This is a genomic window from Cellulomonas sp. P5_E12, assembly GCF_054049315.1.
Genome location: NZ_JBFUMP010000001.1, coordinates 93168 through 118694, shown reverse-complemented (window position 1 = coordinate 118694; position 25527 = coordinate 93168). Strand labels below are relative to the sequence as shown.

The window sequence follows — 25527 nt, the reverse complement described above, 5'->3', positions numbered from 1 at the left end:
TCAGGCGGGCCGGAGCACGAGCCTCCCGACCGGGCTGAACCACGACACCTCGCGGGCCACGGCGGTGTCGGCGTCGAGCGGCTCGGCGGCCCGCTGCGCGCGGCCGAGCGCCCAGCGGAAGTCGTAGATCCAGGCCCGGCCCCCGGGGCGCAGCACCCGTCGGACCTCGGCTACCCCGGCGGTCGGGTCCGCCCAGTGGTGCTGGCTGATGGTGGAGACGACGAGGTCGAAGGTCGCATCGGGCCACGGCAGTCGTGCGACGTCGGCGACCGCGAACGTCACGGCGCCCGCCGTGTCCGCACCTCGGGCCTGCGCGATCATCTCCGGCGCGACGTCGATCGCGTCGATCTGCAGGTCGGGCCTTTCCCCCGCGACCAGGAGCGGCAGGATACCCGGGCCGGTCCCGACGTCGAGCACCCGCGCTCCGGCCGGGAGTCCGAGGCCACCGACGTCGACGGCGACCCGTCGGTACAGGCGAGCGGCCAGGTGGCCCGCGAACCGGCTGTACTGCGCGGCGTGGTGCGCGAGGCCGAACATGCTCTCGCGTCCGTCGTGCGTCGTGGTGCCCATGGCCGCTCTCCTCTACAGTTGTACGACACAACTCTTACGACGAGAGCGTAGGCGCAACAGTTGTACGCCACAACCTTTCCGGACGACGACCTCCGGCGGTTCTTCCAGCAGCTCGCCCGGACCAGCGGGTTGCTGGAGACGGTCCGCCCCCACGAGCACGCCGGCGTCCAGCTGTCGCTGTCCGAGACCATGGCGCTCGCCGAGCTGGCCGCGGCCGGGTCGACCTCGCAGCAGGACCTGGCCGACCGCCTCGGTCTGGAGAAGAGCACCGTCAGCCGGCTCGCCGCCGGGATGGAGGGACGCGGCTGGATCTCGCGCGAGCGCGACGCGGACAACCGCCGGCTCTACCGCCTCCGGCTCACGGCCGAGGRTCAGGACGTCGCGGATCGCGTCGGCGCGGAGCTGCACGCGCACCACAGCCGGATCCTCGCGCGGCTGACCGACGAGGAGCGACGTGCGCTCGCGCTCGGGCTCGGCGCGCTGGTCCGCGCACTCGACGCCGGTCACGCGCCGACGACCGGGGGCTGACACGCCCGAGCGCCCGGGTCCGCGGCGGACCCGGGCGCTCGTCGGGAGGTCAGACCTCGATGCCCTCCAGCAGCTCCGTGACCAGCGCGGCGACGGGCGAGCGCTCGGACCGCGTGAGCGTGATGTGCGCGAAGAGCGGGTGGCCCTTGAGCGCCTCGATCACCGCGGCGACGCCGTCGTGCCGGCCGACCCGCAGGTTGTCGCGCTGGGCCACGTCGTGCGTAAGGACGACGCGCGAGCTCTGCCCGATGCGGGACAGCACGGTGAGCAGGACGTTCCGCTCGAGCGACTGGGCCTCGTCGACGATGACGAACGCGTCGTGCAGCGAGCGCCCGCGGATGTGGGTCAGCGGCAGGACCTCAAGGATGTCGCGGTCCATGATCTCCTCGACGACCTCCTTGGAGACCAGTGCCCCGAGGGTGTCGAAGACGGCCTGCGCCCAGGGGTTCATCTTCTCGTCGGCGCTGCCGGGCAGGTAGCCGAGGTCCTGGCCGCCGACCGCGTACAGGGGTCGGAACACCATGACCTTGCGGTGCTGGCGGCGCTCGAGCACCGCCTCCAGGCCGGCGCACAGCGCGAGCGCCGACTTGCCGGTGCCGGCGCGACCGCCGAGCGAGACGATGCCGATCTCCTCGTCGAGCAGCAGGTCGATGGCGATCCGCTGCTCGGCGCTGCGGCCGTGCAGGCCGAACACGTCCTGGTCGCCGCGCACGAGTTGCACGTGCTTGTCGGCCGTCACGCGCCCGAGCGCGGAGCCGCGGGGGCTGTGCAGCACGACGCCGGTGTGGCAGAGCAGGTCGTTCGGGTTCGCGCTCCCGGTCCCGAAGCCGGCGGGGACGTCCGCGAGCGCGATGGACTCGTGCTCCCACAGGTCCGCCATCTGCTGCTCGCCGAGGTCCAGCGCGTCCATCCCGGTCCAGCCGGAGTCGACCGCCAGCTCCGCGCGGTACTCCTCGGCGCGCAGGCCGACCGCGGACGCCTTGACGCGCATCGGCAGGTCCTTGGAGACGACCGTGACGTCCTTGCCCTCGGCGGCGAGGTTGGCCGCCACGGCGAGGATCCGCGTGTCGTTGTCACCCAGCCGGAAGCCGGCGGGCAGGACCGTCGGGTCGGTGTGGTTGAGCTCGACGCAGAGCGTGCCGCCGTCCTCGCCGAGCGGGATCGGCGTGTCGAGGCGGCCGTGCTCGATGCGGAGGTCGTCCAGCATCCGCAGTGCGGCCCGGGCGAAGTAGCCCAGCTCGGCGTGGTGGCGCTTGGCCTCGAGCTCCGTGATCACCACGACCGGGAGCACGACGTCGTGCTCGGCGAAGCGGAGGATCGCCCGCGGGTCGGACAGCAGGACGGAGGTGTCCAGGACGTGCGTCCTGCGACCCTCGAGCGCGGGCTCGGGCTGGGTGTCGTTCTGCGCGTTGCTGACCACGGCAGGCTCCCTCCGGCGCTACGTGCGCCGCGACGGGCACCGGACGTCGGCGTCCTGCCAGAGCAGGACCATGCACCGACGAGCGGCGACGGGACGGGGGCGGTCGGCCGAGGGCCGGATCCGGCCCACCTCCCGGAGCGGATGCTCCATGGGCTGGCCTCCCGGGGACGGCGGTCGCCGTCCTCTACGCCGGAACATAAGCCCGCTCCGGCGCCCCTCAGGGGCGACACGCGAAGTGGTTACACGCTGTTCATCTGGGCGACCCGCGGCGCCCCGACGACCGAGACGGGGCGCACGCGACGGAGCCGCAGGTGGGAGCGGCAACGGCGCTCGGACGGCGTCTGCGGCGGCCTCGTCGGCCCCCGACACAATTAACCCGGACGGGTCAGCGTCCCCCGCGACGCTCGCGCGCCGCGTAGGCGCGGACCGCGCGCAGGAAGTCCACGCGCCGGAAGTCGGGCCAGTACGCCTCGCAGAAGTAGAACTCCGAGTGCGCGCTCTGCCAGAGCAGGAACCCGCCCAGGCGCTGCTCGCCCGAGGTGCGGATGACCAGCTCCGGGTCGGGCTGGCCCTTCGTGTAGAGGTGCTCGGCGATGTGCTCGACGTCGAAGGCCTCGGCCAGCTCGTCCAGGCTCGACCCGGCCTCCGCGTGCTTGCGCAGGAACGCCTTGACCGCGTCGGCGATCTCGCGCCGGCCGCCGTACCCGACCGCGACGTTGACGTGCAGCCCGACCACGGCCTCGGTCGCGTCCTGCGCGGCGGTGAGCGCTTTGACCGTGTGGTCGGGGAGCAGCTCGAGGGAGCCGACCGCCTGGATGCGCCACCGACCGGTCGCCGCGAGCGAGCCGACGGCGTCCTCGATGATCTCGAGCAGCGGCTCGAGCTCGTCGGCGCTCCGGGCGAGGTTGTCGGTGGAGAGCATCCACAGCGTGACCACCTCGACGCCGATGTCCTCGCTCCACTCGAGCAGGTCGGCGATCTTGTCCGCCCCGGCCTGGTGCCCGTGCCGGGTCGACTCCCCCACGCTGCGCGCCCAGCGGCGGTTGCCGTCGAGGATGACCCCGACGTGCCGCGGGAGCCCGTCCTTCGGCAGCGACGCCGCGAGCCGGCGTTCGTACAGCCCGTAGAGCGGGTGGGGCAGACGCACGCGCACTCCTCGGATGGACGACCGGAACCCGCTCACCGTACTCGCCGCGCGGGACCCCGCGGACCCGGTCCGCGTCGGGTCGCTCAGGCCGCGCGCGGTACGTTCCTCAGGGTCCTTCGAGGGTCCTGACGGGGGCTGCGTCGACCGCATCACACCCGCCGTGCCGCGGTCGACACCCCTACCTACGGCGTCGTAACCTACGGTGTCGTAGGTTGCCGCTGACGAATCGAGACCTGTCCATGAGCACGTCCCCCGCGTCCGCCCCGGGAAGCTCCGGTGCGCAGCCGACGGCCCCGGTCCCCACGGCGACCGACGGGGCGTCGACGGGGATCGTGGAGCGGGTGGCGGACAACGTCAAGCCGCACCTGCGGGGCTGGATCCACGCGGGCGTCACGCCGTTCGTGCTGATCGCGTCGATCGTGCTCGTGGTGCTCTCCCCGACGCCCGAGGCCAAGTGGTCGACGGCCGTCTTCGGGGTGACCGCCGTCATGCTGTTCGGCACCAGCGCGATCTACCACCGCGGCCACTGGTCCCCGAAGACCGCCGCCGTCCTGCGTCGGCTGGACCACACGAACATCTTCCTCATCATCGCGGGCACCTACACGCCGCTGTCGGTGCTGCTGCTGCCCGCGACGACCGCCCGCGTCCTGCTCATCGTCGTGTGGTCGGGCGCGCTGATCGGGCTGCTGGCCCGCGTGTTCTGGCTCGGCGCGCCCCGCTGGGTCTACGTACCCGTGTACGTGGCGCTCGGCTGGGTCGCCGTCTGGTTCTTCCCGGAGTTCTACCGCGCCGGCGGCGCCGCGATCGTCGCCTTCATCGCGATCGGCGGGCTCGCGTACACGCTCGGTGCGGTCGTGTACGGCACCAAGTGGCCGAACCCGAGCCCCCGCTGGTTCGGGTTCCACGAGATCTTCCACGTGCTGACCGTGGTCGGATACGGGTGCCACTACATCGCGGTGTCGATGGCGTCGTACGGCTCCGCCTGACCCTTATGCGACCGGGACCACCGTGTAACGACGGTTGGCGAGCGACGGATTCTTCTCCCGGACGCTGAGCAGCGCGGCACCGTCGAGGTCGACGGTCCGGATCTGCGGCTGGTCGTCCATCTCCAGGCCGACCACGCCGTCGGGCGCCACGACGATCGAGCGACCGACCACGCCCTTGCCCGCCTGACCGACGGCGACGACCGCCGCGGTGTTCTCGATGGCGCGGGCGATCGCGAGGGTCCGCCAGTGCATGGCCTTGAGGTCCCCGGCGGCCCACGCGGCGGGCACGACGAGCACCTGCGCACCCGCGTCGACCAGCCGTCGTGCCGACTCGGGGAACCGCAGGTCGTAGCAGGTCAGCACGCCGAAGGTCAGGCCGCCCAGCTCGAGGACGAGCGGCGGCGCGTCCACGGGCCCGGGCGCGAGCCGGTCGGACTCCCGCTGCCCGAACGCGTCGTACAGGTGCACCTTGCGGTAGACCCCGATCAGCGCGCCCGTGCCGTCGACCGCCACGACCGCGTTGACCGCGCGCGGGTCGTCGCCGTCGGCCGGCAGGGTGACGCCCGCCAGCACCGCCACCCCCGTCGCGGCCGCACGCGCGCGCAGCATGTGCACGAAGGGGCCGTTCAGCGGCTCCGCGTGCTCCGCGCCGACACCCCGCGGGTCGAACCCGGAGGCGTACTCGGGGACCACCAGCAGGTCGGCCCGCGCGCGTGCGGCGGTGTCGAAGGCGTCCTCGACCACCTGGCGGTTCGCGCCGTGGTCCGCGCTGACCGACAGCTGCGCGACCGTCACGCGGACCGCAGGCCGCAGCGGCGGCTCGGTGGAGCTCACCGCGACCCGCCGGCAGGCCCGAGGCCGGGGCCGGGCTCGTCCGGGCTGCTCTCGCGCGGTGGATCGGGCGTCTGCTCGTCCTCGACGTACTCCCACGGGGCCACCGCCACGTCGGCGTCGACCTCGGAGTCGGGGCCGGCCGCGCCGGCGTCGACCAGCCCGAGGTCGGCGTGCGGCCCCGCGGTGCGGTCGTCACCCGGCTCGTCGTCGTCGAGCCCCAGCTTCTTCGCCCGGCGGTCCACCACGCGCAGCTGCTTGGTCAGCGACAGGAAGAGGAAGACGAGCGCGACGGCGAGCAGGAACGTGAACACGAATCCGAGGAACCCGGGCGAGCCGACGGGGCTGCCGTCGATGTTCACGTCCGACGGGGACGGGCTGGGCGTCGGTGCGACGAGCAGCAGGGCCCCGATCATGCGCGCAGCCCGGCGAAGAGGTCGTCCTCGGGCAGCGTCACGGGCACCCGGGACGACGCGAGCTCGTACTCCTCGGTGGGCCACTGCGCGATCTCGAGCTCGCGGGGGACGGCGAAGAAGAAGCCGTCGGGGTCGATCTGCGTCGCGTGGGCGCGCAGGGCGTCGTCGCGCTGGCCGAAGTACGCCGAGCACTCGATGCGCGTGGTGACCTCGCGCTCGGGGATCTCGCGGGCCTGCCGGGAGTCGATCCAGTCGCCGAACGGCGACTCGCGACCGGCGGCAACGAGGGCGTCGTGCACCGCGCGCATGCGCACCAGCGAGAAGCCGTGGTTGTAGTAGAGCTTCGACGGCGCCCAGGGCTCGCCGAGTCCGACGTACCGGTCGGGGTCGCCGGCCGCCTCGAACGCCTCGACCGAGACCCGGTGGCACATGATGTGGTCCGGGTGCGGGTAGCCACCCGACGGGTCGTACGTCGTGATGACGTGGGGGCGGAACTCGCGGACCAGCTGCACCAGCGGGGCCGACGCCTCCTCCAGCGGGACGAGCCCGAAGCAGCCCTCCGGCAGCGGCGGCAGGGGGTCGCCCTCGGGCAGGCCGGAGTCGACGAAGCCGAGCCACCGGTGCTGCACGCCGAGCGCTGCTGCCGCGGCCGCCATCTCGTGGCGCCGGTACTCGCGCATGCCGTCCAGGCCGCCCTCGACCGGGGGGTGCTGCGTGTTGAGCACGTCGCCCCGCTCGCCGCCGGTGCACGAGACGACCAGGACGTCGACGCCCTCGGCCGCGTACTTCGCCGTGGTCGCGGCACCCTTGCTCGACTCGTCGTCGGGGTGGGCGTGCACCGCCATCAGGCGCAGCCGCTCTCCGGTCACCTCGGGCCTCCCGTCGGTCGCCCGCCGACGGACCGCGGACGCGGACACGCTCGGCACGGGCGGGTGGTTGGACGAGAGACAATGATCGCGCACGCGGCGCCCCTGTCGCGCCACCGCCCGAGGAGCTCCGTGACCGACTCGCCCGCCACCCGACCGCCGGCCGGGCGCTACGGCCCCGAGCCCACGGCGCGGTCCGCCCGGCGCGGACGCCTCGGCCTTGTGGTCGCCGGAGTGCTCGGGGTCGCGCTGGTGATCTGGATCGGGCTGAACATGGCCGGCCGGCCGGTGTCCTGGAAGGACGTCGGCTTCCACGTCGAGGGGCCACGGGCCATCGAGGTGACGTTCGAGGTCACCAAGCCGAAGGAGTCGACCGTGACCTGCACGGTCACCGCGCTGTCCGAGTCCTACGCCGAGGTCGGGGTGCGCAAGGTCGACGTCGGGCCGGCCGCCACCGCCACCCGCCGCGTCACCGCCACCGTGCAGACCACCGAGCTCGCGGTGAGCGGGACGGTCGAGCGCTGCGATCTGGTGGACACACCCGGCTCGACCGGCTGACGGCACCCGAACGGGCGACAGCGCGCGGCGTCGGGGCGCCCCGGACGGGGTGATTCGGACCCCCGCTTGCTATCCTGGTCGTTTCGACGCCGCCCCGGTCCGGCACCACCACCGGTCGACGTGACCGCGAGGGAACGGCGGAGCACCCCTTCAGTACCCGATCACCGGACGTGTCCTCGGATTCCTCCGGTCGACCGGACTGCCGAGAGCACGCCCTCGTGGCGCAGACCGGCCCGTCCGGCACACACGCAAGGAAAGGAGCGATCGTGACCGATACGACTGCGGCCACTTGGCTGACCCAGGAGGCCTACGACCGCCTCACGGCTGAGCTCGCACGCCTCGAAGGAGAGGGTCGGGCCGAGGTCACCTCGCGCATCGCCGCCGCGCGCGACGAGGGCGACCTCAAGGAGAACGGCGGCTACCACGCCGCACGCGAGGAGCAGGCGAAGCAGGAGGCCCGCATCCGCGAGCTCAAGGAGAAGCTGCGCAACGTGCAGATCGGCACGCCGCCGGACGACGGGATCGTCGAGCCGGGCATGGTCGTGACGGCCGTCGTCGCGGGCGACGAGATGGTCTTCCTGCTCGGCTCGCGAGAGATCGCCGGGACCTCCGACATCGAGGTCTTCTCCCCGACCTCCCCGCTCGGCGAGGCCATCAACGGCCACAAGATCGGCGACTCGACCACCTACACCGCACCCAACGGGCGCGAGATCCCGGTCGAGATCACGGACGCGAAGCCGTTCGCCGGCTGACCCACCGCACGCACGGACGAGGCGCCACCCCCACCGGGGTGGCGCCTCGTCCGCGTCAGCCGTCCGTGAGCCGGTAGCCCGCCTCGCGCAGCTTCTGCAGCACGTACGCGCAGTGGTCGGGACCCTTGGTCTCCACCTGCGCCACGATCGCCACCTCGTCGAGCTGAAGGTCGCCGACCGTCCGCGCGTGCGACACGTGCATGACGTTCCCGCCCGTGTCCGCCAGGGCACGCAGCAGGTCCGCGAGCGCGCCCGGGGTGTCGTCGATGCGGACCTGGAGCTGCAGGAACCGGCCGGCCGAGGCGAGCCCGTGCCGGACCACCCGCATGAGCACCAGCGGGTCGATGTTGCCGCCCGACAGGATCGCGACCACCGGCCCCTCCACGGGACCGACGCCCGCCATGAGGGCCGCGGCCGCGGCGGCACCCGACGGCTCGACCAGCATCTTCGCCCGCTCCGCGAGGAGCAGCAGCGCCCGTGAGAGGTCCTCCTCGGAGACGGTCGTCACCTCGATGTGGTGCGCGTCCAGGATGCCGAACGGCACGCTGCCCGGCGTCCCGACCGCGATGCCGTCGGCCATCGTGCGCAGCTCCGGCGCCGGGACCGGGTAGCCGGCGGCGAAGGACGCCGGGTACGACGCGGCGCGGGCGGCCTGGACGCCGATCACGCGCACCTCGGGCCGCAGCTCGGCGAGGGCGGCGACGATGCCGGCAGCCAGCCCGCCGCCCCCGACCGGCACGACGACGGTCGCCACGTCGGGCACCTGCTCGACGATCTCGAGGGCGATGGTGCCCTGCCCGGCGACGACGTCGTCGTGGTCGAAGGGGTGGATGAGGATCGCGCCCGTGCGCTCGGCGAACTCCCGGGCGTGCACCAGGGCCTCGTCGACGCTGGCGCCGACCAGCTCGACCCTGGCCCCGTAGTCGCGCGTGGCGGCGATCTTCGGCAGGGCGGCGTCGGCCGGCATGAACACGACGGCGTCCAGACCGAGCATCCGGGCTGCCAGCGCGACTCCCTGCGCGTGGTTGCCGGCGCTCGCGGCGACGACCCCTCGCGCCTGCTCGTCGGGCGAGAGCCTGGCCATGCGCACATAGGCGCCGCGCAGCTTGAACGAGCCCGCCCGCTGCAGGTTCTCGCACTTGAGCCACACCTCGGCGCCGCACACCTGCGAGAGCGCGCGGCTCAGCTGCACGGGCGTGCGGTCCGCGACGCCCTCGAGCAGCCGGGCGGCGGCCCGGACGTCGGCAAGGTCGGTCATCGGGGACCGGCCGCGTCGTCGTCGGCGGCGGGGTCCTCGCGACGATCCGCCGCCTCCGCCCTCGTCGCCACGCGCTCGGACGTGGCCTCGGCCACCTGCGCGATGGCGCGGTCGAGCACCGGGTGCCCCCGACCGCGGACGGGGACGTGGTCGTCCGTCCCGAGCTGCGGGAACTTGTCGTGGCCGTGCAGGTAGAGGACGACGGTGTTCAGGGTCGCGACGATGGGCACGGCGAACAGCGCGCCGATGATCCCCGCGACGAACGACCCGGCGGCCACCGACAGCAGCACGGCGACCGGGTGCAGCGACACCGCGTGGCCCATGAGGAACGGCTGCAGGACGTGCCCCTCGAGCTGCTGCACGAGCAGGACCACGACGAGCATCCAGATCGCCGACGCCGGACCGTTGGAGACGAGCGCCACGAGGATCGCCACCGAGCCCGTGACGACCGCGCCCACGATCGGGATGAACGACCCGAGGAACACCAGGACGGCGAGCGGCAGCGCGAGCGGGACCTGCAGGATCGCGGCGCCGACCCCGATGCCGACGGCGTCGACGGCGGCGACGAGGATCTGCGTCCGCGTGTACGCGCCGAGCGTGACGAGCCCGCGCCGGCCGGCCTGGTGGACGTGCTCGCGGGAGCCCCGCGGGAGCAGCCCGATGACCCACGCCCAGATGGAGCGGCCGTCGAGCAGGAAGAAGAACGTGCAGAACAGCGTGATCAGCGCGCCGGCGGCGACGTGGGCGACCGTCGTCGTCGCGTGCAGCGCGCCCGAGACCAGCTCGGAGCTGCCGCCGCTGAGCGACCCCTGGATCTTGTCCAGCCACCCCGAGATGTCGGCGGTGGTCAGCTGCAGCGGGCCCTCGGCGAGCGAGGTGGTGAGCTTGTCGATGCCCTGGGCCGCCTGGTCCCACAGCTCCCCGAACCCCTTGACGATCGACCGGCCGGCCAGCGTGAGCAGACCCGCCACGAGGACGACGAGCCCGGCGAGCGAGACCGCGGCCGCCGCCACGCGCGGCAGCCTCGTCCTGCGCTGCAGCCAGCCGACGAACGGCGCGAGCAGGACCGTCAGCAGCAGGGCCACCGCGATCGGGACCACGACGACCTTGAGCTCGGAGAGCAGCCACAGGAACACCGCCAGGGCGGCGCCGATGAGCAGCAGCCGCCACGACCAGTCCGCCGCGTTGCGCACCGACGGCGGCACGGACTGCCCGTCGGCGGCGCGGATGACGCTCGTGGCCGACGGCGCCCCGGTGCGGACCCCCGCCCGGGGTACGGCCGCGTCGTCGCCTCCCGGTGCGACCCCGCCGGACCCGCTCACGCGTCGCGCCCCGCCGCGAGAGCGGCCTCGAGGTCGGCGATCAGGTCGGCGACGTCCTCGATCCCGACCGACAGGCGCACCAGGTCGTCGGGGACCTCGAGCTCCGTGCCGGCCACCGAGCCGTGCGTCATCTTGTGCGGGTGCTCGACCAGCGACTCGACCCCGCCCAGCGACTCCGCGAGCGTGAACACCTGGGTCGCCGCGCAGAACGCCAGTGCGGTCGCCTCGCTGCCGGTGCGGAACGAGATCATGCCGCCGAACCCGCTCATCTGCCGCGTCGCGACCTCGTGGCCCGGGTGGCTCTCCAACCCCGGGTAGATCACCGACGTCACGGCGTCGTGCGCGGCCAGGTACTCGGCGATCGCCGTGGCGTTGCTGACGTGCCGGTCCATGCGGACGGCGAGCGTCTTGAGCCCGCGCAGCGTCAGCCACGCGTCGAACGGCCCCGCCACCGCGCCCGAGGCGTTCTGGTGGAAGCGCACCGCGTCGGCCAGGACCGTCGTGCCGGTCGGACCGTCGAGCCCCACCGGGAGCTGCGCGCCGTCCGCGACGACGAGCGCACCGCCGACGACGTCCGAGTGCCCGCCGATGTACTTCGTCGTCGAGTGGACGACGACGTCGGCGCCGAGCGCGAGCGGCTGCTGCAGGTACGGGGTGGCGAAGGTGTTGTCGACGACCAGCAGCGCGCCCGACGCGCGCGCGTGCGCCGCGAGGACGGCGATGTCCGCGATGCCGAGCAGGGGGTTGGTCGGGGTCTCCACCCAGACGACCTTGGTGCGGCCGGGCTGGATCGCGGCGAGGACCGCGTCGGCGTCGGAGAGGTCGACCGCGGTGTGCTCGATGCCCCACGGGCCGAAGACGCGGGCGATCAGCCGGTAGGTGCCGCCGTAGGCGTCGTTGGGGATGACGACGTGGTCGCCGGGCCGCAGCGTCGCGCGCAGCAGGGTGTCCTCGGCGGCGAGGCCCGACGAGAACGCGAAGCCGGCGGCGCCCCCTTCCGCCGCGGCCAGCGCCGACTCGAGCGCGGTGCGGGTCGGGTTGGCCGAGCGCGAGTACTCGTACCCGCCGCGCAGGCCGCCGACGCCGTCCTGCTTGTAGGTCGAGGTCGCATAGATGGGCGGGACGACCGCCCCGGTGGTCGGGTCCGGGTCCTGACCTGCATGGATGGCGCGGGTCGAGAAGCCGGCGGAGGACCAGTCGTCGTCGTGGGGGTGCGCGTGGTTCGTCACGCCTCACAGGCTAGGCGCTCGGGACGCTGAGGCCTCGGTGAGCCGCAGCCGAGCGGCCCGGTGCGCTGCGAGTGCGGTCTCGGTCATGGAATGGTGCGCTCTCGGTCTGGTATTCGTTCGGTCAAGACATTCCCACGATCGGTGCAGGCGAACGGGAACAGGACGGGGACGGGCGCCGTTGACATCGCCGGGAGGACCCAGGTGACCAACCGGGCTCCCGGAGAGGAAGCAGACTCATGAGCTGGCTGTTCGGATCCGCACTCAAGTCCACGATGGTCGAGCCGGAGCGCGCCCTCGCGGGTCGCGACCGCTACGCCTACACCGTCCCGACGACCCACACGGTCCTCGGCACCCCGCTGCAGGGCCCGTGGCCCGAGGGCACCGAGGTGCTCTACGTCGCGATGGGGTGTTTCTGGGGCGCCGAGCGCACCTTCTGGAAGGTCCCCGGCGTCGTCACGACGGCGGTCGGCTACCAGGGTGGCTTCACGCCCTTCCCGTCCTACGAGGAGACCTGCACCGGCCAGACCGGCCACACCGAGATGGTTCTCGTCGCGTACGACCCGTCGGTCGTCTCCGCCGAGGACCTGCTGCGGACCTTCTGGGAGTCGCACGACCCGACGCAGGGCTACCGGCAGGGCAACGACGTCGGTACGCAGTACCGGTCGGCCATCTACACCACGACGCCGGAGCAGGAGCTCGCCGCCCGCACCACGCGCGACGAGTACCAGCCGCGGCTGACCCGGGTCGGCTTCGGCCCGATCACCACCGAGATCCGGTCGGCCGACGACGCCGGCACGTTCTACTACGCCGAGGGCTACCACCAGCAGTACCTCGACAAGAACCCGAACGGGTACTGCGGCCTGGGTGGCACGGGCGTCTCGTGCCCGCGCCCGACCGGCGCCTGACCCTGTGCGCACGCCCCGCTCGCCGACCACGGCGGGCGGGGCGTCGTCCGTGAGAGGGCACCCGGGGCCAAAGATGCACGGGCGGGTGACCGACTCGCCCCCGCTGTCGGCCACCCGCCCGCCACGGGGCCGGCGACAGGTCCCCGGTCGCCGGCCGCCCTTCGGCGTCGTCCTTGGCGGACCGGCGGGTCGATCCCCCGGTCCGCCGCGAACGTATCGGCGTGCCACTGGGCCCGTCCACGCCCGTCCATCGGGCGCTGGACCCCGGTCCACCTGCACAAACGTCCATCTCGGCACCGTGGCGACCGTGCCGGTGCGCGGCCAAGGTGTCGCCCAGCGGGTCGGGAGCCGACAGACTGCACCCCGTGACCTCCGAGCTCCCGGCCGGCATCAGCGACGTGATCGCCGGCATCAACACCGAGGACCCTTCGCTCTTCCGAGGCGCCTTCACGGACGACGCGGTCGTCGACGACTGGGGCCGCACCTTCCGCGGCCCGGAGGCGATCGCGGGCTGGAACCGCACGGACAACCTCGACAAGCACACGCGCGTCCGCGTGACGGGCTACGACCGGCACGGCGACGCCCACGCGGTCGCGATCGACGTGAGCGGCGGCGGCTTCCACGGCGCGGGGACCTTCACCTTCCGGCTTGCCGACGACGGCCGGGTGTCCCGCCTCGACGTCACATGAGCGAAACGGCACCCGGCCAGACAGACACCTCCACGGCGACGAGAGCCGCCAGGATCCTCGCCGCGGCCCTCGTCTGCGGCGCCGCGATCCTGCTCTTCGCCGTCCACGTCCGCCCGCTCGGCTACGTCCCGCTCGCGCTGGGCGTGGGTCTCGGGCTGCTCGTCGACAAGCGACTGGGCACGGACCTCGCCCTCGTCGCGCTCGGCCAGGTGATCATCAGCACGATCTCGCTCAAGGCCGACCTGTCGAACGCCGGGATGGCGCGGTTCACGGTGGCGCTGGGCTTGGCGGTCGTCGTGCCGACGGTGCTGAGCCGCCGGGCGTTCCACGACGACAAGATCCACTTCCCCGTCCGCACGGGCCGCCGCTGGGAGCGCTGGCAGTGGGTGTACCTCGGGGCGGTCGCCGTGGCGGCGTACCTGATCCTGCCGGCGTACTTCCTCGGGTCCGGCGTCTGGCAGAACTGGCCGGACCTCGACGGCACGCACGACATCGTCCGGCTGTTCCTCGGGGTCAACGCGGTGGGCATCTGGGACGAGCTGTTCTTCATCTGCGTCGTCCTCGCGCTGCTCCGGGCGCACTTCCCGTTCTGGCTGGCCAACCTGCTGCAGTCCGCCGTCTTCGTGTCGTTCCTGTGGGAGCTGGGCTACCGCTCGTGGGGGCCGCTGCTGACGATCCCGTTCGCGCTGATCCAGGGCTGGATCTTCCGCCGGACCTCCTCGCTGAGCTACGTCGTCGCGATCCACCTGACGTTCGACCTCGTCGTGTTCCTGGTCCTGGTGCACGCCCACGACCCCGCGCTGTTCGACATCTTCGTCACCGGGGGGCCGTAGGTTGGCCTGGTGACGCTGACCAACTGGGCCGGGAACTACACCTACCGCGCGGCCGACATCCACCGCCCGCGCACGGTCGAGGAGCTGCAGGAGATCGTCGCGAGGTCCCCGAAGATCCGCGCCCTGGGCACCCGGCACTGCTTCAACGACATCGCCGACGACCCCGCCGCACTGGTCGCGCTGGACGGCCTCGAGGTCGCGCCGGAGATCGACGAGGCCGCCAGGACGGTCACGGTCACGGGCGGCACCCGCTACGGCACGCTCGCCCAGCACCTGCACCCGGCGGGCTGGGCGGTGCACAACCTCGCGTCGCTCCCGCACATCTCCGTCGCCGGTGCCGTCGCGACGGCCACGCACGGCTCGGGCGACCGGAGCCCCAACCTCGCGGCCGTCGTGCGCCGGCTGGAGCTCGTGGGTCCGGACGGGGACATCCGCACGGTGGAACGCGGCGACGACGACTTCGCCGGCTCGGTGGTCGCGCTCGGCGCCCTCGGCGTCGCCACGCGCGTGACCCTCGACATCGAGCCGACCTACGACGTCGCGCAGGAGGTGCACCTCGACCTGCCGTGGAGCGCTGCTCTGGAGCACCTCGACCAGATCACCGGCAGCGCCGACTCCGTCAGCCTCTTCACCGACTGGACCGGCGAGACGATCCAGCAGGTCTGGCGCAAGACCCGCGTCACGGACTCCTACGCGCTGCGCACCGACTTCTTCGGCACGACGCCCGCCGACGGCCCGCGCCACCCGCTGCCGGGCATCGACCCCGTGAACTGCACGGCTCAGCTGGGTGAGCCCGGGCCGTGGCACGACCGCCTGCCGCACTTCCGCATGGACTTCACGCCCAGCAACGGCGACGAGCTGCAGTCGGAGTTCCTGGTCCCGCGGGCCCACGCGGTGGACGCCCTGCAGGCGATGCGCGCGCTGAGCGACCGGATCGCACCGTTGCTGCAGGTCACCGAGGTCCGCACCATGGCCGGGGACGACCTGTGGCTCTCCACCGCCGAGGGCGGAGACCGCGTCGGCCTGCACTTCACGTGGCTGCCGCGGCAGCCCGAGGTCGAGGCGCTGCTGCCGACGATCGAGGCCGCGCTCGCCCCGTTCGACGCGCGCCCGCACTGGGGCAAGCTCTTCGCGGACGAGAATCGCGACCTGGCCCGCCTCTACCCGCGCTGGGACGACTTCCGCTCACTGGTCGCCCGCACCGACCCCGACGGCGTCTTCCGCAACGCGTTCCTTGACCGGCACGTCCTCTAGGACCGCCAGCGGTTGACCTTCGCGACGAGGTCCGCGTCACCGACACGTCCGGTCGGCGACAGCGTCACCACGCCGGTGCCCGGCTGCAGCCGCGGGTCGGTCGCGTAGCGGTCCGCCAACGCCGCCTCGGCCGCGGCATCCCCGGCGTCGGCGGCGACCAGCAGCGTGGCGACCTCGTCGGCGAGCCGGTCCAGCTCGTCCCCGGGCGTCGGCGTCTCGGGCAGGGTGTCGCCCCACGCGTCCCAGAGCAGCAGCTCGTCGCGCTGCCGGTGCGCGAGCTCGGTGACCACGTACCCGCGGACGAACTCCGGGCCGCACAGGAAGGGCAGGGAGGGGTCGACCCCGTAGGTCGAGACGTCGAGCCCGTCCCGCCGGTGCGCCAGCCAGACCTCGGCCGCGGTCTCGAACGGCGCCCCGATTCCCGACGCCATGTCGTGCGAGTCGAAGCCGAACCAGTTCTCGGCCATGTTCAGCTCGGGGTCGAACCGCACCCACCGGGCGCCGTCCCAGTACTCGCCGACGACGTGGTCGTGGTGGAACCCCGGCCGGAAGTAACCCGAGAACCCGACCCGGCTGCGCGCGGGGATCCCGTGCTCGCGCAGCACACCGAGGGCGACGAGCGTGTGGTCGCGGCAGCAGCCCGCAACCTGCTGCGCGGGCGCCCGCGGGGCGACGAGCGGACCGGCCGACCGTCGCTGCGCCTCCGCGAGCACGTCGGAGAGCCAGCGCAGGTCGATGTCGGCGTCCTGCCCGGGCTCCAGCTGCTCCGCCCCACCGCGGTAGTGGATGACCACCGAGCAGGCGGCCTCGTGCAGCGCGCCCGGCGACGGGTCGACCGCGGCGAGGAGCGGCGCGTACGGACCGGGGTCGGTGTAGCGGCTGTGCGTGGCGTACGAGGCGACATCAGGCATGCGACCAGCGTGGGCCCTGCCCCAGGGGCAGGGTCAAGCGACGGGTCGGGCGACGTGCGCAACGACGCCCGAGTCCGACCACGGGACCGGGTAGATCTCGCGCTGCGGGCCGCCGTGCGCCCGCCCGCCCGACACGAACCACGTCTCCAGAGCGACGTAGGCGCCGATGATCCGCGGGAACCGGCAGTCGGCGGCGGTCACCGGCACGAACGCCATGGTGTGCGCGGGCTCGCGGCGCAGCGTGATGCTGCCGGTGGGGTCGACCGGCCCCTCGTACGGCACGCAGACCTCGACCGGCCCGTCGCCGTCGTTGCCCACGGCACCGTGGAACAGCACCCAGAACTCGTCGCCGCGCGCCGCGCCGACCCCGTCGAGGAACCGGCGGACCTCCAGGACGTCGGCCGCGATCGCCGCCACCAGCTCGACCTGCGGGACGTGCCGGGTCACCGACGCGACCGTGCGTGCGGGCACCGGCTCGACGACCACGTCGTCGACACCGAACTGGCCCACGTGCGCGGGGCCGGGCGGCCCACCGAGCGCGTGCAGGACGAGGTCGAGCTCCGGCCCGTGCTCGGCCAGCTCGCGGCGCCGGCCGTCCCACCACGAGCGGATCGCGCCGGCCTGACCGCCCTGCGCCGCGAGCACGTCGGCGATCGAGCCGAGCGGCATCTCCAGCCGCCGCAGCAGCGAGATGGTCCGGGCGCGGTCCAGCTGGTCGGGGTCGTAGTAGCGGTACCCGCTGTCCGGGTCCACCCGCACGGGCTCGAGCAGCCCGCGGGCGTCGTACAGCCGCAGCGCCTTGAGCGAGAGCCCCGACCGGCGCGCGAACTCCCCGATCGTCACCTCGCCGTCGGCCACGGCCCGAGGATAGCGACGGCCCCCTGCATGCGGACGCGCAGCAGCGCAGGGGGCCGATCGCCTCAGATCAGTTGCTGGTGCCGACGATGTCGACGACGAAGACCAGCGTGTCCCCACCCTTGATCCCGGCCTGCGGGGCGCCGCGGTCGCCGTAGCCCAGGTGCGACGGGATGGAGAGCAGCACGCGGGATCCGACCTGCTGGCCGACGAGGCCCTCGTCCCAGCCGCCGATGACCGCGCCCACGCCGATCGGGAAGCTGATCGAGGAGCCGCGGTCGTACGAGTTGTCGAACACTCCCCCGTTCCAGGACTGGCCGAGGTAGTGGACCTCGAGGTCGTCGCCGGCCTCGACGAGGGCGCCGTCGCCGCGGGAGAGGACGACGACCTCGAGCTCCTTGGGCGCAGGCGCGTCCGGGAACGTGAGGGTCGGCTTCTGGCCGAAGGTTCCCGATGCCTCGGGCAGCGCTGCGGACATGACGTACTCCTTCAGTGGATGACAGTGCGCGCACCATCTTGCCAACCCCGACCGACACCCGTCGCACCGAGGGGTTGACCGCGTTGGCTAATGGCATTAGCTTATCTCTCATGACACACCACCTGCAGCGCCCCGAGGGACGGATCGCCTACACGGTCGACGGGCCTGCGAACGGCCCGCTCGTCGTCCTCATCCCCGGCATGGGGGACCTGCGCAGCACCTGGCGCGAGCTCACCGGCCCGCTCGTCGACGCCGGCCACCGCGTCGCCGTGCTCGACCTGCGCGGCCACGGCGACTCCGACACCACGTTCAGCACCCACGGCGACGTCGTGACCGGCCAGGACGCGCTCGCACTCGTCGAGCACCTGGGCGGCCCGGCCGTCCTCGTCGGCAACTCCATGGGCGCGGCCGCCGCCGGCTGGGCCGCCGCCGAGCGGCCCGACCTCGTCGCGGGCCTGGTGCTCACCGGCCCGTTCCTGCGCGAGCGCCCGATGCCGGCGGTCGCCGTGGCGGTCTTCCACGGCCTCGAGCGCCTGCTCTTCGCCCGCCCGTGGGGCGGGGCCATCTGGGCGTCGTACTACCGCGGCTACCTCAACCGCGGCACCAAGGCGCCGTGGCTCGACGAGCACGTCGCGGACCTGCGCGCGGCCATGAAGGACCCCGCCCACCTGCGCTCCTTCCGGCACCTGACCGTCCAGCTCACCCACGCCCCCGTCGAGGCCCGCGTCCCGGAGATCGTCGCGCCCGCCGTCGCCTTCGTCGGCGCCATCGATCCCGACTTCAAGGACCCGGCGGCGGAGGCTGAGTGGCTGCGCGGCGCGATCGACGCCGACGTGACCCTCATCCCGGGCGTCGCCCACTACCCGCAGAACCAGGCGCCCGAGGTCGTCGTCCCCCGGACGCTCGCCTTCCTCGCGGACCTGCCCCGGGACGCCGACGGCCGCTTCCGGGTGGGCGCGAGCGCGCGTGCCTAGGGCGGGGCTCGACCGCGCCGCCGTCGTCGACCTGGCCCTGGCGGTCGTCGACGAGGGCGGCCCGACGGGCTTCACCGACCTCACGCTGTCCGCCGTCGCGACCCGGGCGGGAGTCGCGGTGCCGAGCCTCTACAAGCACGTCGCCGGCCTGCCCGCGCTGCGCCGCGAGGTCGCCCTCGTCTGCATCCAGGGGTTCGGGGACGCCCTGCGAGCCGTGCGCGCCGACCACGACGGCCCCGACCTGCTGCCGGCCATGGCCCAGGCGGTCCGGGACCTCGCACTGCGCTCCCCCGGCCGCTACCAGGCGGTCCAGGGCAACGCGTGGCTGCACGATCCCGACGCCGGCGGCGTGCGGGAGGCGGCGGAGGGCGTCGTGGCCGAGCTCGCCGACGCCGTCGCCGCGCTGGGCGTCCCCCCGGAGCGTCAGATCGACGCGGTCCGCGCCGTCCGCGCGGCGGTGCACGGGTTCGTGGTCCTCGAGCTCGACGGCGGGTTCGGCATGCCCGACGACGTCGACGACAGCTTCGCCTTCCTCGTCGACGGACTGGTCGGCGGCCTGGAACGGCTGGGCGTGGGCTAGCCCCTGTGCTGGGATGGGTGGAGCCACCGCGAGGGAGGTTCGCCCCATGAGAGGTGTCCGCACGGGCTACGGCCTGGCCTACCGGATCGGGTTCGCCCCGTGGGAGCACTACGGCCGGGCGGCGTCCTCGACCTTCGACCGGCTGCTCGACCGCGAGGAGGCCGACCGGACCCACCCGCCCGGCCGGGCGCTCGACCTCGGTTGCGGGCGTGGCCAGAAGACCCACGAGCTCGCACGCAGGGGCTGGGACGCGGTCGGCATCGACACGGCCACGCACGCGATCGAGGTGTCGCGCCACAGCCCGGCGTCCGATGCGCGCTTCGTGGTGTGCGACGTCACGGACCTGCCGGCGGCCGGCCTGGGCACGTTCGACTTCTTCCTCGACGTCGGCTGCTTCCAGCACCTGGACGCCGACGAGCGTGCGGCCATGGGTCGCGGGGTGTCCGCCCTCGCGAACCCGGGCGCGACGCTGCTCATGCTCGAGTTCCAGGCGACCCGCTGGCGGTCCTTCACCGGCGGGGTGACGCCGGCGGAGATCCGGGCGGCGTTCGCGAACTGGCAGATGCTCTCGGTCGAGCCCGCGTCGACGACCGGGCTCGGGTGGCCGATGACGAGGACCGCGCCGCAGTGGTACCGGCTCCGCCGGGCGACCTGACCCGTCAGGCGCGAGCCTCGGCCGTCACCTGGGCGGGCTCCGGCGCCAGCAGCGCGCGCAGCCAGTGCAGCTGCCGCTGCACCTGGAACGCCTGCCCGCCCTCGTGCTGGTTGTAGGCGTAGACCTCGATCTCGGTCGCGGGCCGCACCGACGACACGCCGGCGTAGTGGTTGTAGGCCGCGAAGACGGTCGACGGCGGGCACGTCTGGTCGCGCAGAGCGACGGAGAACAGCGCGGGTGCCGACGCGCGACGCGCGAAGTGCACGGCGTCGAGGTAGGACATCGTGCGCATCACGACGGCCTCCTCGTCCCGGTGCACCGCGAGGTACTGCACGAGCTCGCCGTAGGGGAACGCGTCGGTGATCGCCAGCGCCCGCGGGTAGTGGCACAGGAACGGGACGTCCGGCATGACCGCGACGAGCCCGTCGGCCAGCCCGCCGACCGCGAGCGCGAGCCCGCCGCCCTGGCTGATCCCCGTCACGGCCACGCGGGAGGCGTCGACCCCGGGCAGCGCGCGGACCGCGTCGACGGCCCGCACGCCGTCGGTGATGAGCCGCCGGTAGTAGTGCTCGTGCGGGTCGCGGATCCCGCGCGTCATGACGCCCGGCGACGCCGGTCCGGAGCCCGCCGGGTCCGGGGTGTGGCCGCCGTTGCCCCACGTGGACCCCTGGCCGCGGGTGTCCATCACCAGGTGCACGTACCCGGCGGCGGCCCAGGCGAGCCGCTCGTGCGCGAAGCCGCGACCGCCGCCGTACCCGATGAGCTCGACGACGGCGGGCAGCTCCCCGGCGACCCCGGCGGGTCGCGTGACCCACGCCTTGATCGGGTGCCCGCCGAACCCCGCGAACGTCACGTCGAACGCGTCGATCGCGGTGAGCCCGGTGTCCACCGGCGTCACGGTCAGCCCGAGGTCGAACGTCCGCGCCTCGTCCAGCGTCGACGCCCAGAAGTCGTCGAAGTCGGCCGGCTCGTCCAGCTCGGGCAGGTAGCGCTCGAGCTCGGGCAGGGGCAGGTCGAACAGGGCCATCGTGCTCCTTCGGACGACAGTGCGGACAGCGTTTCCCGGGAGAACCTACCGCGCCAGGAACCCGAGCAGGTCGTGCCGGGTGAGCACCCCGACCGGCGACCCGTCGTCGACGACCATGAGCGCGTCGGCCTTCTGCAGCGCCGACCGGGCGGACTCCACGGACTCGCCCGAGCCGATGAGCGGCAGCGCCGCCGACATGTGCCGGTCCACGCGGTCCGACAGCTCCGCCTCCCCCGAGAACACGGCGTCGAGCAGCTCGCGCTCGCTCACGGCGCCGGCCACCTCGCCGATCTTCACGGGCGGCTCGGCACCGACCACCGGCATCTGCGAGACGCCGTACTCGTGCAGGATCTCGATGGCGTCGCGCACGGTCTCGTTCGGGTGCGTGTGCACCAGGTCGGGCAGCGTGCCGGTCTTGGTGCGCAGGACGTCGGCCACGGTGGCGCCCTCGTCGGCGGCCAGGAACCCGTACGAGCGCATCCACGAGTCGTTGAAGATCTTGGACAGGTAGCCGCGCCCGCTGTCGGGCAGAAGAACCACGATCACGGCCTGCGCCGCGGCGGCCGGGTCGGACTCCTGCAGCCGGCGTGCGTAGCGCAGCGTGGCCTCGACCGCCATGCCGCACGACCCGCCAACCAGCAGGCCCTCCTCGCGCGCGAGCCGCCGGGTCATGGCGAACGAGTCCGCGTCGGAGACGGCGATGATCTCGTCGGGCACTGTCGGGTCGTAGGCGGCCGGCCAGAAGTCCTCGCCCACGCCCTCGACCAGGTACGGACGCCCGTCGCCGCCCGAGTACACCGAGCCCGCGGGGTCGGCGCCGATGACGACCACCCGCCCGTCGGAGACGTCGTGCAGGTAGCGCCCGGTGCCGGTGATGGTGCCGCCCGTGCCGACGCCCGCGACCAGGTGCGTGACGCGCCCGTCGGTGTCGGCCCAGATCTCGGGGCCGGTCGACTCGTAGTGGCTGGCCGGCCCGTTCGGGTTCGCGTACTGGTTGGGCTTCCAGGCGCCGGGGATCTCGCGCGCGAGGCGGTCGGAGACCGAGTAGTACGAGTTGGGGTGGTCGGGAGCGACCGCAGTGGGGGTCACGACGACCTCCGCGCCGTAGGCCCGCAGCACGTCCCGCTTGTCCTGGCTGACCTTGTCGGGGCAGACGAACACGCAGCGGTAGCCCTTGCGCTGCGCGACGAGGGCAAGGCCGACGCCGGTGTTCCCGCTGGTCGGCTCGACGATCGTGCCGCCGGGCCTCAGCAGGCCGCTCGCCTCCGCGGCCTCGATCATCTTCAGCGCGATGCGGTCCTTCACGGAGCCGCCGGGGTTCATGTACTCGACCTTGGCGAGGATCGTCGCCGTCAGGCCTGCGGTCACGGACGTGAGCTGGACGAGCGGGGTGCCGCCGACGAGCTCGGAGATGTGCTTCGCGTACTTCACTGGGCTGCTGCTCCCATGGGTGGCGGGGCGGGCGGACGCACGTCGACCCGGGTGCGATCGATCATCGCACCCGGGCCGACGAGAGGTCGTGCACCGACGGTCAGTCGCGGCCCTGCAGGATCGCGAACAGGCGCAGGAACTCGAGGTACAGCCAGACCAGCGTGACGATGAGGCCGAAGGCGGCCGACCACGCGAACTTGGCCGGGGCGCCCTTCTCGACGCCGCGCTTGATGGCGTCGAAGTCGACGATCAGGCTGGCCGCGGCGAGCCCGACCCCCACGAGACCGGCGAGCACGCCCCAGATGCCGTTGCGGAACGGGCCGAAGCCGTCGCTCGCGATGAAGAACGACGCGACGAGGTTGGCCACGGAGAACAGCAGGTAGCCGACCATGCCGATGAGCAGGAAGCGCGTGAACTTCGGGGTGACGCGGACCTTGCCCGAGCGGAACAGGAACAGCGCGCCGGCGAAGGTGGCCAGCGTCGCGATGACGGCCTGCGTGACGATCGGCTCCGCGGTGCCGGTCGACGACCCCTCGACCACGAAGTTCTGGAACAGCAGGCTGATGCCACCGAGGAAGAGGCCCTCCGCCGCGGTGTACGCGATGATCAGCGCCGGGCTCGGCTCCTTCCGGAACGCGTTGACCAGGCCCAGGACCAGGCCGCCGATCGCGCCGACCCACAGGAGCCACGGCATCGTCGGCGTCAGGTACCAGGACCCGACGGACACGACCACGAGCAGCGCGAGCAGCCCGCCGGTCTTGATGATGACGTCGTCGTACGTCAGCCGCCCAGTCTCGCGCGTGGTTGCGGCGGGGGCGTCGTACATCTGGTCGAGCGTGGCCGCGTCGGTCACCTGGGCACCGGCGGTGCCGTAGGAGACCGTCGACGCGGGCGACTTCTGGCCCCGGCGCTGGACGGGATCCTGGAAGACCGGACTGTTGTTGAACACGGGATTGGCCATGGCGTCCTCCTGGACGGATCGGGCGCAGTAAGACAAGGCTGTCACCGTAGCGAACGTGAACAGGGGCGCGTTCGTTCCCAGGTTTCCCTACTCACGGGTTCTCGGCCTTTCGGCTGGGCCGCGCTCCCCCCATGGTCCGATGTAAGCCCTTGCGGCCCGACCTAGGGTCGTCAACGGTTCTGCTCCCGACGACGAGGAACGGCTGATGATCGAGGCCCACGACCTGACGAAGAGATACGGCACGAAGGTGGCGGTGGACGGCATCTCGTTCACCGTCCAGCCCGGAAGGGTGACCGGCTTCCTGGGACCCAACGGTGCGGGCAAGTCCACGACCATGCGGATGATCGTCGGGCTGGACAAGCCGACGCACGGCAGCGTGACCGTCAACGGCAAGCGGTACGCCGAGCACACCTCGCCGCTCACGCAGGTGGGCGCGCTGCTCGAGGCCAAGGCTGTCCACACGGGCCGCAGCGCCCGCAACCACCTGCGGGCCATCGCCGCGACGCACGGGATCGGCGACAAGCGCGTGAACGAGGTCATCTCCATGACCGGCCTCGACACGGTCGCCAAGCGCCGCGTCGGCGGGTTCTCGCTCGGCATGGGCCAGCGGCTGGGCATCGCCGCGGCCCTCGTCGGCGACCCGCAGACGCTGATCCTCGACGAGCCGGTCAACGGCCTGGACCCCGAGGGCGTCCTCTGGGTGCGCAACCTGGTCAAGTACCTGGCCGCGTCCGAGGGCCGGACCGTCTTCCTCTCGTCGCACCTGATGAGCGAGATGGCCGTGACGGCCGACCACCTGATCGTCATCGGCAAGGGCAAGATCATCGCCGACGGTCCCGTCGACACGGTGATCTCGCAGGCCACGCGGGCCACGGTCCGGGTGCGATCCCCGCAGGCGACGGACCTGGCGGCGCGCCTGGCCGGACCCGCGGTCACGGTGACGCCGTCGCCGGACGGCTTGCTCGAGATCCACGGCGCGACCGCGGTGGAGATCGGCGAGATCGCCGCCAAGGCCGGGTTCGTGCTGCACGAGCTCACCCCGCTCGCCGGCTCGCTCGAGGAGGCGTACATGTCCCTCACGTCGGAGTCGGTCGAGTATCACTCCGCCGCGCTGCCCGGCGAGGCCTCCGAGCCGCACGGCGCACACGCCGCGACCACGTCCCCGACCACCGGAGAGGATGCCCGATGAGCGCCGCCGTCGCCACCGAGCCGCACCGCCACGCCACCGCCACGAAGCCCTACCGGCTCAGCTTCGGCCACCTGGTACGCGGCGAGTGGATCAAGTTCTGGTCGGTCCGCTCGACCATCTGGACGCTCGCCATCTTCCTGATCGCGACGGTCGGCCTGGTCGTTCTGATCAGCCTGGCGTACGTCAACGCCCCGAGCCCCGAGCAGGGCGGTCCGCCCGACGCCAGCGACGCGCTCGGTCCGCTGAGCTTCGCCGTGACCCTCGGCCAGCTGGCCCTGGCGGTCCTCGGAGCCCTGACCATCACGAGCGAGTACACGACCGGGATGATCCGCTCGAGCCTGACGGCCGCGCCCAAGCGCCTTCCGGTGCTGTGGTCCAAGGCGATCGTGCTCATCGTCGCGGTCTTCGGGGCGGCCCTGGTGGCCGTGGCCGCCGGGACGGCCCTCCAGTGGCTCTTCTTCGACAGCAAGGGGCTCTCGGTCGACTTCAGCGACCCGGACATGATCCGGCCGCTCGTCGGGACTGCCGTGTACCTCGCGACGATCGCGCTGTTCTCGTTCGCCCTGGGCGCTCTCATGCGTCACTCGGCGGCGGCCATCGCGACCGTGCTCGGCCTCCTGCTCGTCGCGCCGATCCTCTTCAGCTCGATCCCGTGGAAGCCGCTGACCTACATGTTCCCGTTCCTCCCGGGAATCGCGGGGCAGCAGCTCACGCAGACCGACGCCCAGCTGGAGGCCGCCGCGGCCTCCTCACCGATCGGGGCTGACCTGACGGCGTGGCAGGGCTACGGCGTCCTCGTGATCTGGGTCGTCGTCGTCCTCGGGGTCGCGGCGATCCTGCTGAAGAAGCGCGACGCCTGACCCCAGGCACCACGAAGGGGGCGGTCCGGTTCCGGACCGCCC

28 protein-coding genes are annotated in these 25527 nt (G+C 72.9%); 13 read left to right on the top strand and 15 right to left on the bottom strand.

All coding sequences use genetic code 11. The features are described from left to right. Entirely contained in the window at positions 1-570 is a 570-nt protein-coding gene (locus tag ACXJKA_RS00515; protein WP_456823201.1) for a class I SAM-dependent methyltransferase, read from the bottom strand. 60 nt (positions 571-630) lie between these two features. On the opposite strand from ACXJKA_RS00515, the gene ACXJKA_RS00510 reads away from it, so the two are divergent. After that, complete coding sequence (locus ACXJKA_RS00510; RefSeq protein WP_456823200.1) at positions 631-1098, top strand: MarR family winged helix-turn-helix transcriptional regulator; 468 nt, start codon at positions 631-633, stop codon at positions 1096-1098. Positions 1099-1147: 49 nt separating this feature from the next. Here ACXJKA_RS00510 and ACXJKA_RS00505 read toward each other — a convergent pair whose 3' ends face one another. Both ACXJKA_RS00505 and ACXJKA_RS00500 read right to left on the bottom strand, forming a co-directional pair. Then, positions 1148-2518: a PhoH family protein gene (locus tag ACXJKA_RS00505; protein WP_456823199.1), complete on the bottom strand. Its 1371-nt coding sequence runs from the start codon at positions 2516-2518 to the stop codon at positions 1148-1150. A gap of 385 nt (positions 2519-2903) precedes the next feature. After that, complete coding sequence (locus tag ACXJKA_RS00500; RefSeq protein WP_456823198.1) at positions 2904-3665, bottom strand: isoprenyl transferase; 762 nt, start codon at positions 3663-3665, stop codon at positions 2904-2906. Positions 3666-3904: 239 nt separating this feature from the next. On the opposite strand from ACXJKA_RS00500, the gene trhA reads away from it, so the two are divergent. Further along, positions 3905-4651 (top strand): PAQR family membrane homeostasis protein TrhA, encoded by a 747-nt coding sequence (trhA, locus tag ACXJKA_RS00495; RefSeq protein ID WP_456823197.1) that lies wholly within the window; start codon positions 3905-3907, stop codon positions 4649-4651. Positions 4652-4654: 3 nt separating this feature from the next. Here trhA and ACXJKA_RS00490 read toward each other — a convergent pair whose 3' ends face one another. The 3 genes from ACXJKA_RS00490 to mca are packed head-to-tail and all read right to left on the bottom strand — an operon-like array spanning position 4655 to position 6767. After that, the gene (locus ACXJKA_RS00490; RefSeq protein ID WP_456823196.1) at positions 4655-5485 is read right to left on the bottom strand and encodes a carbon-nitrogen hydrolase family protein; all 831 of its coding nucleotides are present in this window, start codon (positions 5483-5485) and stop codon (positions 4655-4657) included. Continuing rightward, complete coding sequence (locus ACXJKA_RS00485; protein ID WP_456823195.1) at positions 5482-5898, bottom strand: hypothetical protein; 417 nt, start codon at positions 5896-5898, stop codon at positions 5482-5484. The genes ACXJKA_RS00490 and ACXJKA_RS00485 overlap by 4 nt, the downstream gene beginning before the upstream one ends. After that, positions 5895-6767 (bottom strand): mycothiol conjugate amidase Mca, encoded by an 873-nt coding sequence (gene mca / locus ACXJKA_RS00480; protein WP_456823194.1) that lies wholly within the window; start codon positions 6765-6767, stop codon positions 5895-5897. The genes ACXJKA_RS00485 and mca overlap by 4 nt, the downstream gene beginning before the upstream one ends. 129 nt (positions 6768-6896) lie before the next feature. Between mca and ACXJKA_RS00475 the strand changes: the two genes are divergently transcribed. Beyond that, a complete protein-coding gene (locus tag ACXJKA_RS00475; RefSeq protein WP_456823193.1) occupies positions 6897-7322 on the top strand; it encodes a DUF4307 domain-containing protein in 426 nt (141 codons plus the stop codon). Positions 7323-7588: 266 nt separating this feature from the next. After that, positions 7589-8074: a transcription elongation factor GreA gene (gene greA / locus ACXJKA_RS00470; protein WP_456823192.1), complete on the top strand. Its 486-nt coding sequence runs from the start codon at positions 7589-7591 to the stop codon at positions 8072-8074. 55 nt (positions 8075-8129) lie between these two features. On the opposite strand, the gene ilvA is transcribed toward greA, so the two are convergent. The 3 genes from ilvA to ACXJKA_RS00455 form a co-directional block, all read right to left on the bottom strand. Further along, complete coding sequence (ilvA, locus tag ACXJKA_RS00465; protein WP_456823191.1) at positions 8130-9332, bottom strand: threonine ammonia-lyase; 1203 nt, start codon at positions 9330-9332, stop codon at positions 8130-8132. Continuing rightward, on the bottom strand, positions 9329-10561 hold the full coding sequence (locus ACXJKA_RS00460) for an AI-2E family transporter (protein WP_456823369.1): 1233 nt from the start codon (positions 10559-10561) through the stop codon (positions 9329-9331). Before ACXJKA_RS00460 ends, ilvA begins: the two co-directional genes overlap by 4 nt. 89 nt (positions 10562-10650) lie before the next feature. Beyond that, positions 10651-11883 (bottom strand): cystathionine gamma-synthase, encoded by a 1233-nt coding sequence (locus ACXJKA_RS00455; protein ID WP_456823190.1) that lies wholly within the window; start codon positions 11881-11883, stop codon positions 10651-10653. Between the two features lie 236 nt (positions 11884-12119). Here ACXJKA_RS00455 and msrA point away from each other — a divergent pair, with 236 nt between their 5' ends. The 4 genes from msrA to ACXJKA_RS00435 all read left to right on the top strand — a co-directional run bounded on the left by msrA (position 12120) and on the right by ACXJKA_RS00435 (position 15564). Continuing rightward, complete coding sequence (gene msrA / locus ACXJKA_RS00450) at positions 12120-12788, top strand: peptide-methionine (S)-S-oxide reductase MsrA (protein ID WP_456823189.1); 669 nt, start codon at positions 12120-12122, stop codon at positions 12786-12788. A 365-nt stretch (positions 12789-13153) separates the two neighbouring features. Continuing rightward, positions 13154-13477, top strand: a complete 324-nt coding sequence (locus tag ACXJKA_RS00445; protein WP_456823188.1) for a nuclear transport factor 2 family protein — start codon at positions 13154-13156, stop codon at positions 13475-13477. Then, the gene (locus tag ACXJKA_RS00440) at positions 13474-14310 is read left to right on the top strand and encodes a CPBP family intramembrane glutamic endopeptidase (protein ID WP_456823187.1); all 837 of its coding nucleotides are present in this window, start codon (positions 13474-13476) and stop codon (positions 14308-14310) included. The genes ACXJKA_RS00445 and ACXJKA_RS00440 overlap by 4 nt, the downstream gene beginning before the upstream one ends. A 9-nt stretch (positions 14311-14319) precedes the next feature. Then, a complete protein-coding gene (locus tag ACXJKA_RS00435) occupies positions 14320-15564 on the top strand; it encodes a D-arabinono-1,4-lactone oxidase (protein ID WP_456823186.1) in 1245 nt (414 codons plus the stop codon). On the opposite strand, the gene ACXJKA_RS00430 is transcribed toward ACXJKA_RS00435, so the two are convergent. The 3 genes from ACXJKA_RS00430 to ACXJKA_RS00420 form a co-directional block, all read right to left on the bottom strand. Further along, the gene (locus ACXJKA_RS00430) at positions 15561-16475 is read right to left on the bottom strand and encodes a transglutaminase-like domain-containing protein (protein ID WP_456823185.1); all 915 of its coding nucleotides are present in this window, start codon (positions 16473-16475) and stop codon (positions 15561-15563) included. The genes ACXJKA_RS00435 and ACXJKA_RS00430 overlap by 4 nt on opposite strands. A 33-nt stretch (positions 16476-16508) precedes the next feature. Next, complete coding sequence (locus tag ACXJKA_RS00425; RefSeq protein WP_456823184.1) at positions 16509-17333, bottom strand: MerR family transcriptional regulator; 825 nt, start codon at positions 17331-17333, stop codon at positions 16509-16511. Between the two features lie 67 nt (positions 17334-17400). Further along, positions 17401-17808: an FKBP-type peptidyl-prolyl cis-trans isomerase gene (locus ACXJKA_RS00420; RefSeq protein WP_456823183.1), complete on the bottom strand. Its 408-nt coding sequence runs from the start codon at positions 17806-17808 to the stop codon at positions 17401-17403. A 110-nt stretch (positions 17809-17918) separates the two neighbouring features. Between ACXJKA_RS00420 and ACXJKA_RS00415 the strand changes: the two genes are divergently transcribed. The 3 genes from ACXJKA_RS00415 to ACXJKA_RS00405 are packed head-to-tail and all read left to right on the top strand — an operon-like array spanning position 17919 to position 20017. Beyond that, entirely contained in the window at positions 17919-18782 is an 864-nt protein-coding gene (locus ACXJKA_RS00415) for an alpha/beta fold hydrolase (protein WP_456823182.1), read from the top strand. Further along, positions 18775-19362, top strand: a complete 588-nt coding sequence (locus ACXJKA_RS00410) for a TetR/AcrR family transcriptional regulator (RefSeq protein WP_456823181.1) — start codon at positions 18775-18777, stop codon at positions 19360-19362. Before ACXJKA_RS00415 ends, ACXJKA_RS00410 begins: the two co-directional genes overlap by 8 nt. A 46-nt stretch (positions 19363-19408) precedes the next feature. Continuing rightward, a complete protein-coding gene (locus ACXJKA_RS00405) occupies positions 19409-20017 on the top strand; it encodes a class I SAM-dependent methyltransferase (RefSeq protein ID WP_456823180.1) in 609 nt (202 codons plus the stop codon). 4 nt (positions 20018-20021) lie between these two features. On the opposite strand, the gene ACXJKA_RS00400 is transcribed toward ACXJKA_RS00405, so the two are convergent. From ACXJKA_RS00400 to ACXJKA_RS00390, 3 genes are all read right to left on the bottom strand, one after another. Continuing rightward, positions 20022-21044, bottom strand: a complete 1023-nt coding sequence (locus ACXJKA_RS00400; RefSeq protein WP_456823179.1) for an acetylxylan esterase — start codon at positions 21042-21044, stop codon at positions 20022-20024. A gap of 45 nt (positions 21045-21089) precedes the next feature. Then, positions 21090-22475, bottom strand: coding sequence for a cystathionine beta-synthase (locus ACXJKA_RS00395; RefSeq protein WP_456823178.1), 1386 nt, complete (start codon positions 22473-22475; stop codon positions 21090-21092). A 100-nt stretch (positions 22476-22575) separates the two neighbouring features. Further along, positions 22576-23436, bottom strand: a complete 861-nt coding sequence (locus ACXJKA_RS00390) for a Bax inhibitor-1/YccA family protein (protein ID WP_456823177.1) — start codon at positions 23434-23436, stop codon at positions 22576-22578. 205 nt (positions 23437-23641) lie between these two features. On the opposite strand from ACXJKA_RS00390, the gene ACXJKA_RS00385 reads away from it, so the two are divergent. Beyond that, positions 23642-24625 (top strand): ABC transporter ATP-binding protein, encoded by a 984-nt coding sequence (locus tag ACXJKA_RS00385; RefSeq protein WP_456823176.1) that lies wholly within the window; start codon positions 23642-23644, stop codon positions 24623-24625. Further along, positions 24622-25485, top strand: a complete 864-nt coding sequence (locus tag ACXJKA_RS00380) for an ABC transporter permease subunit (RefSeq protein ID WP_456823175.1) — start codon at positions 24622-24624, stop codon at positions 25483-25485. The genes ACXJKA_RS00385 and ACXJKA_RS00380 overlap by 4 nt, the downstream gene beginning before the upstream one ends. Positions 25486-25527: the final 42 nt, after the last annotated feature.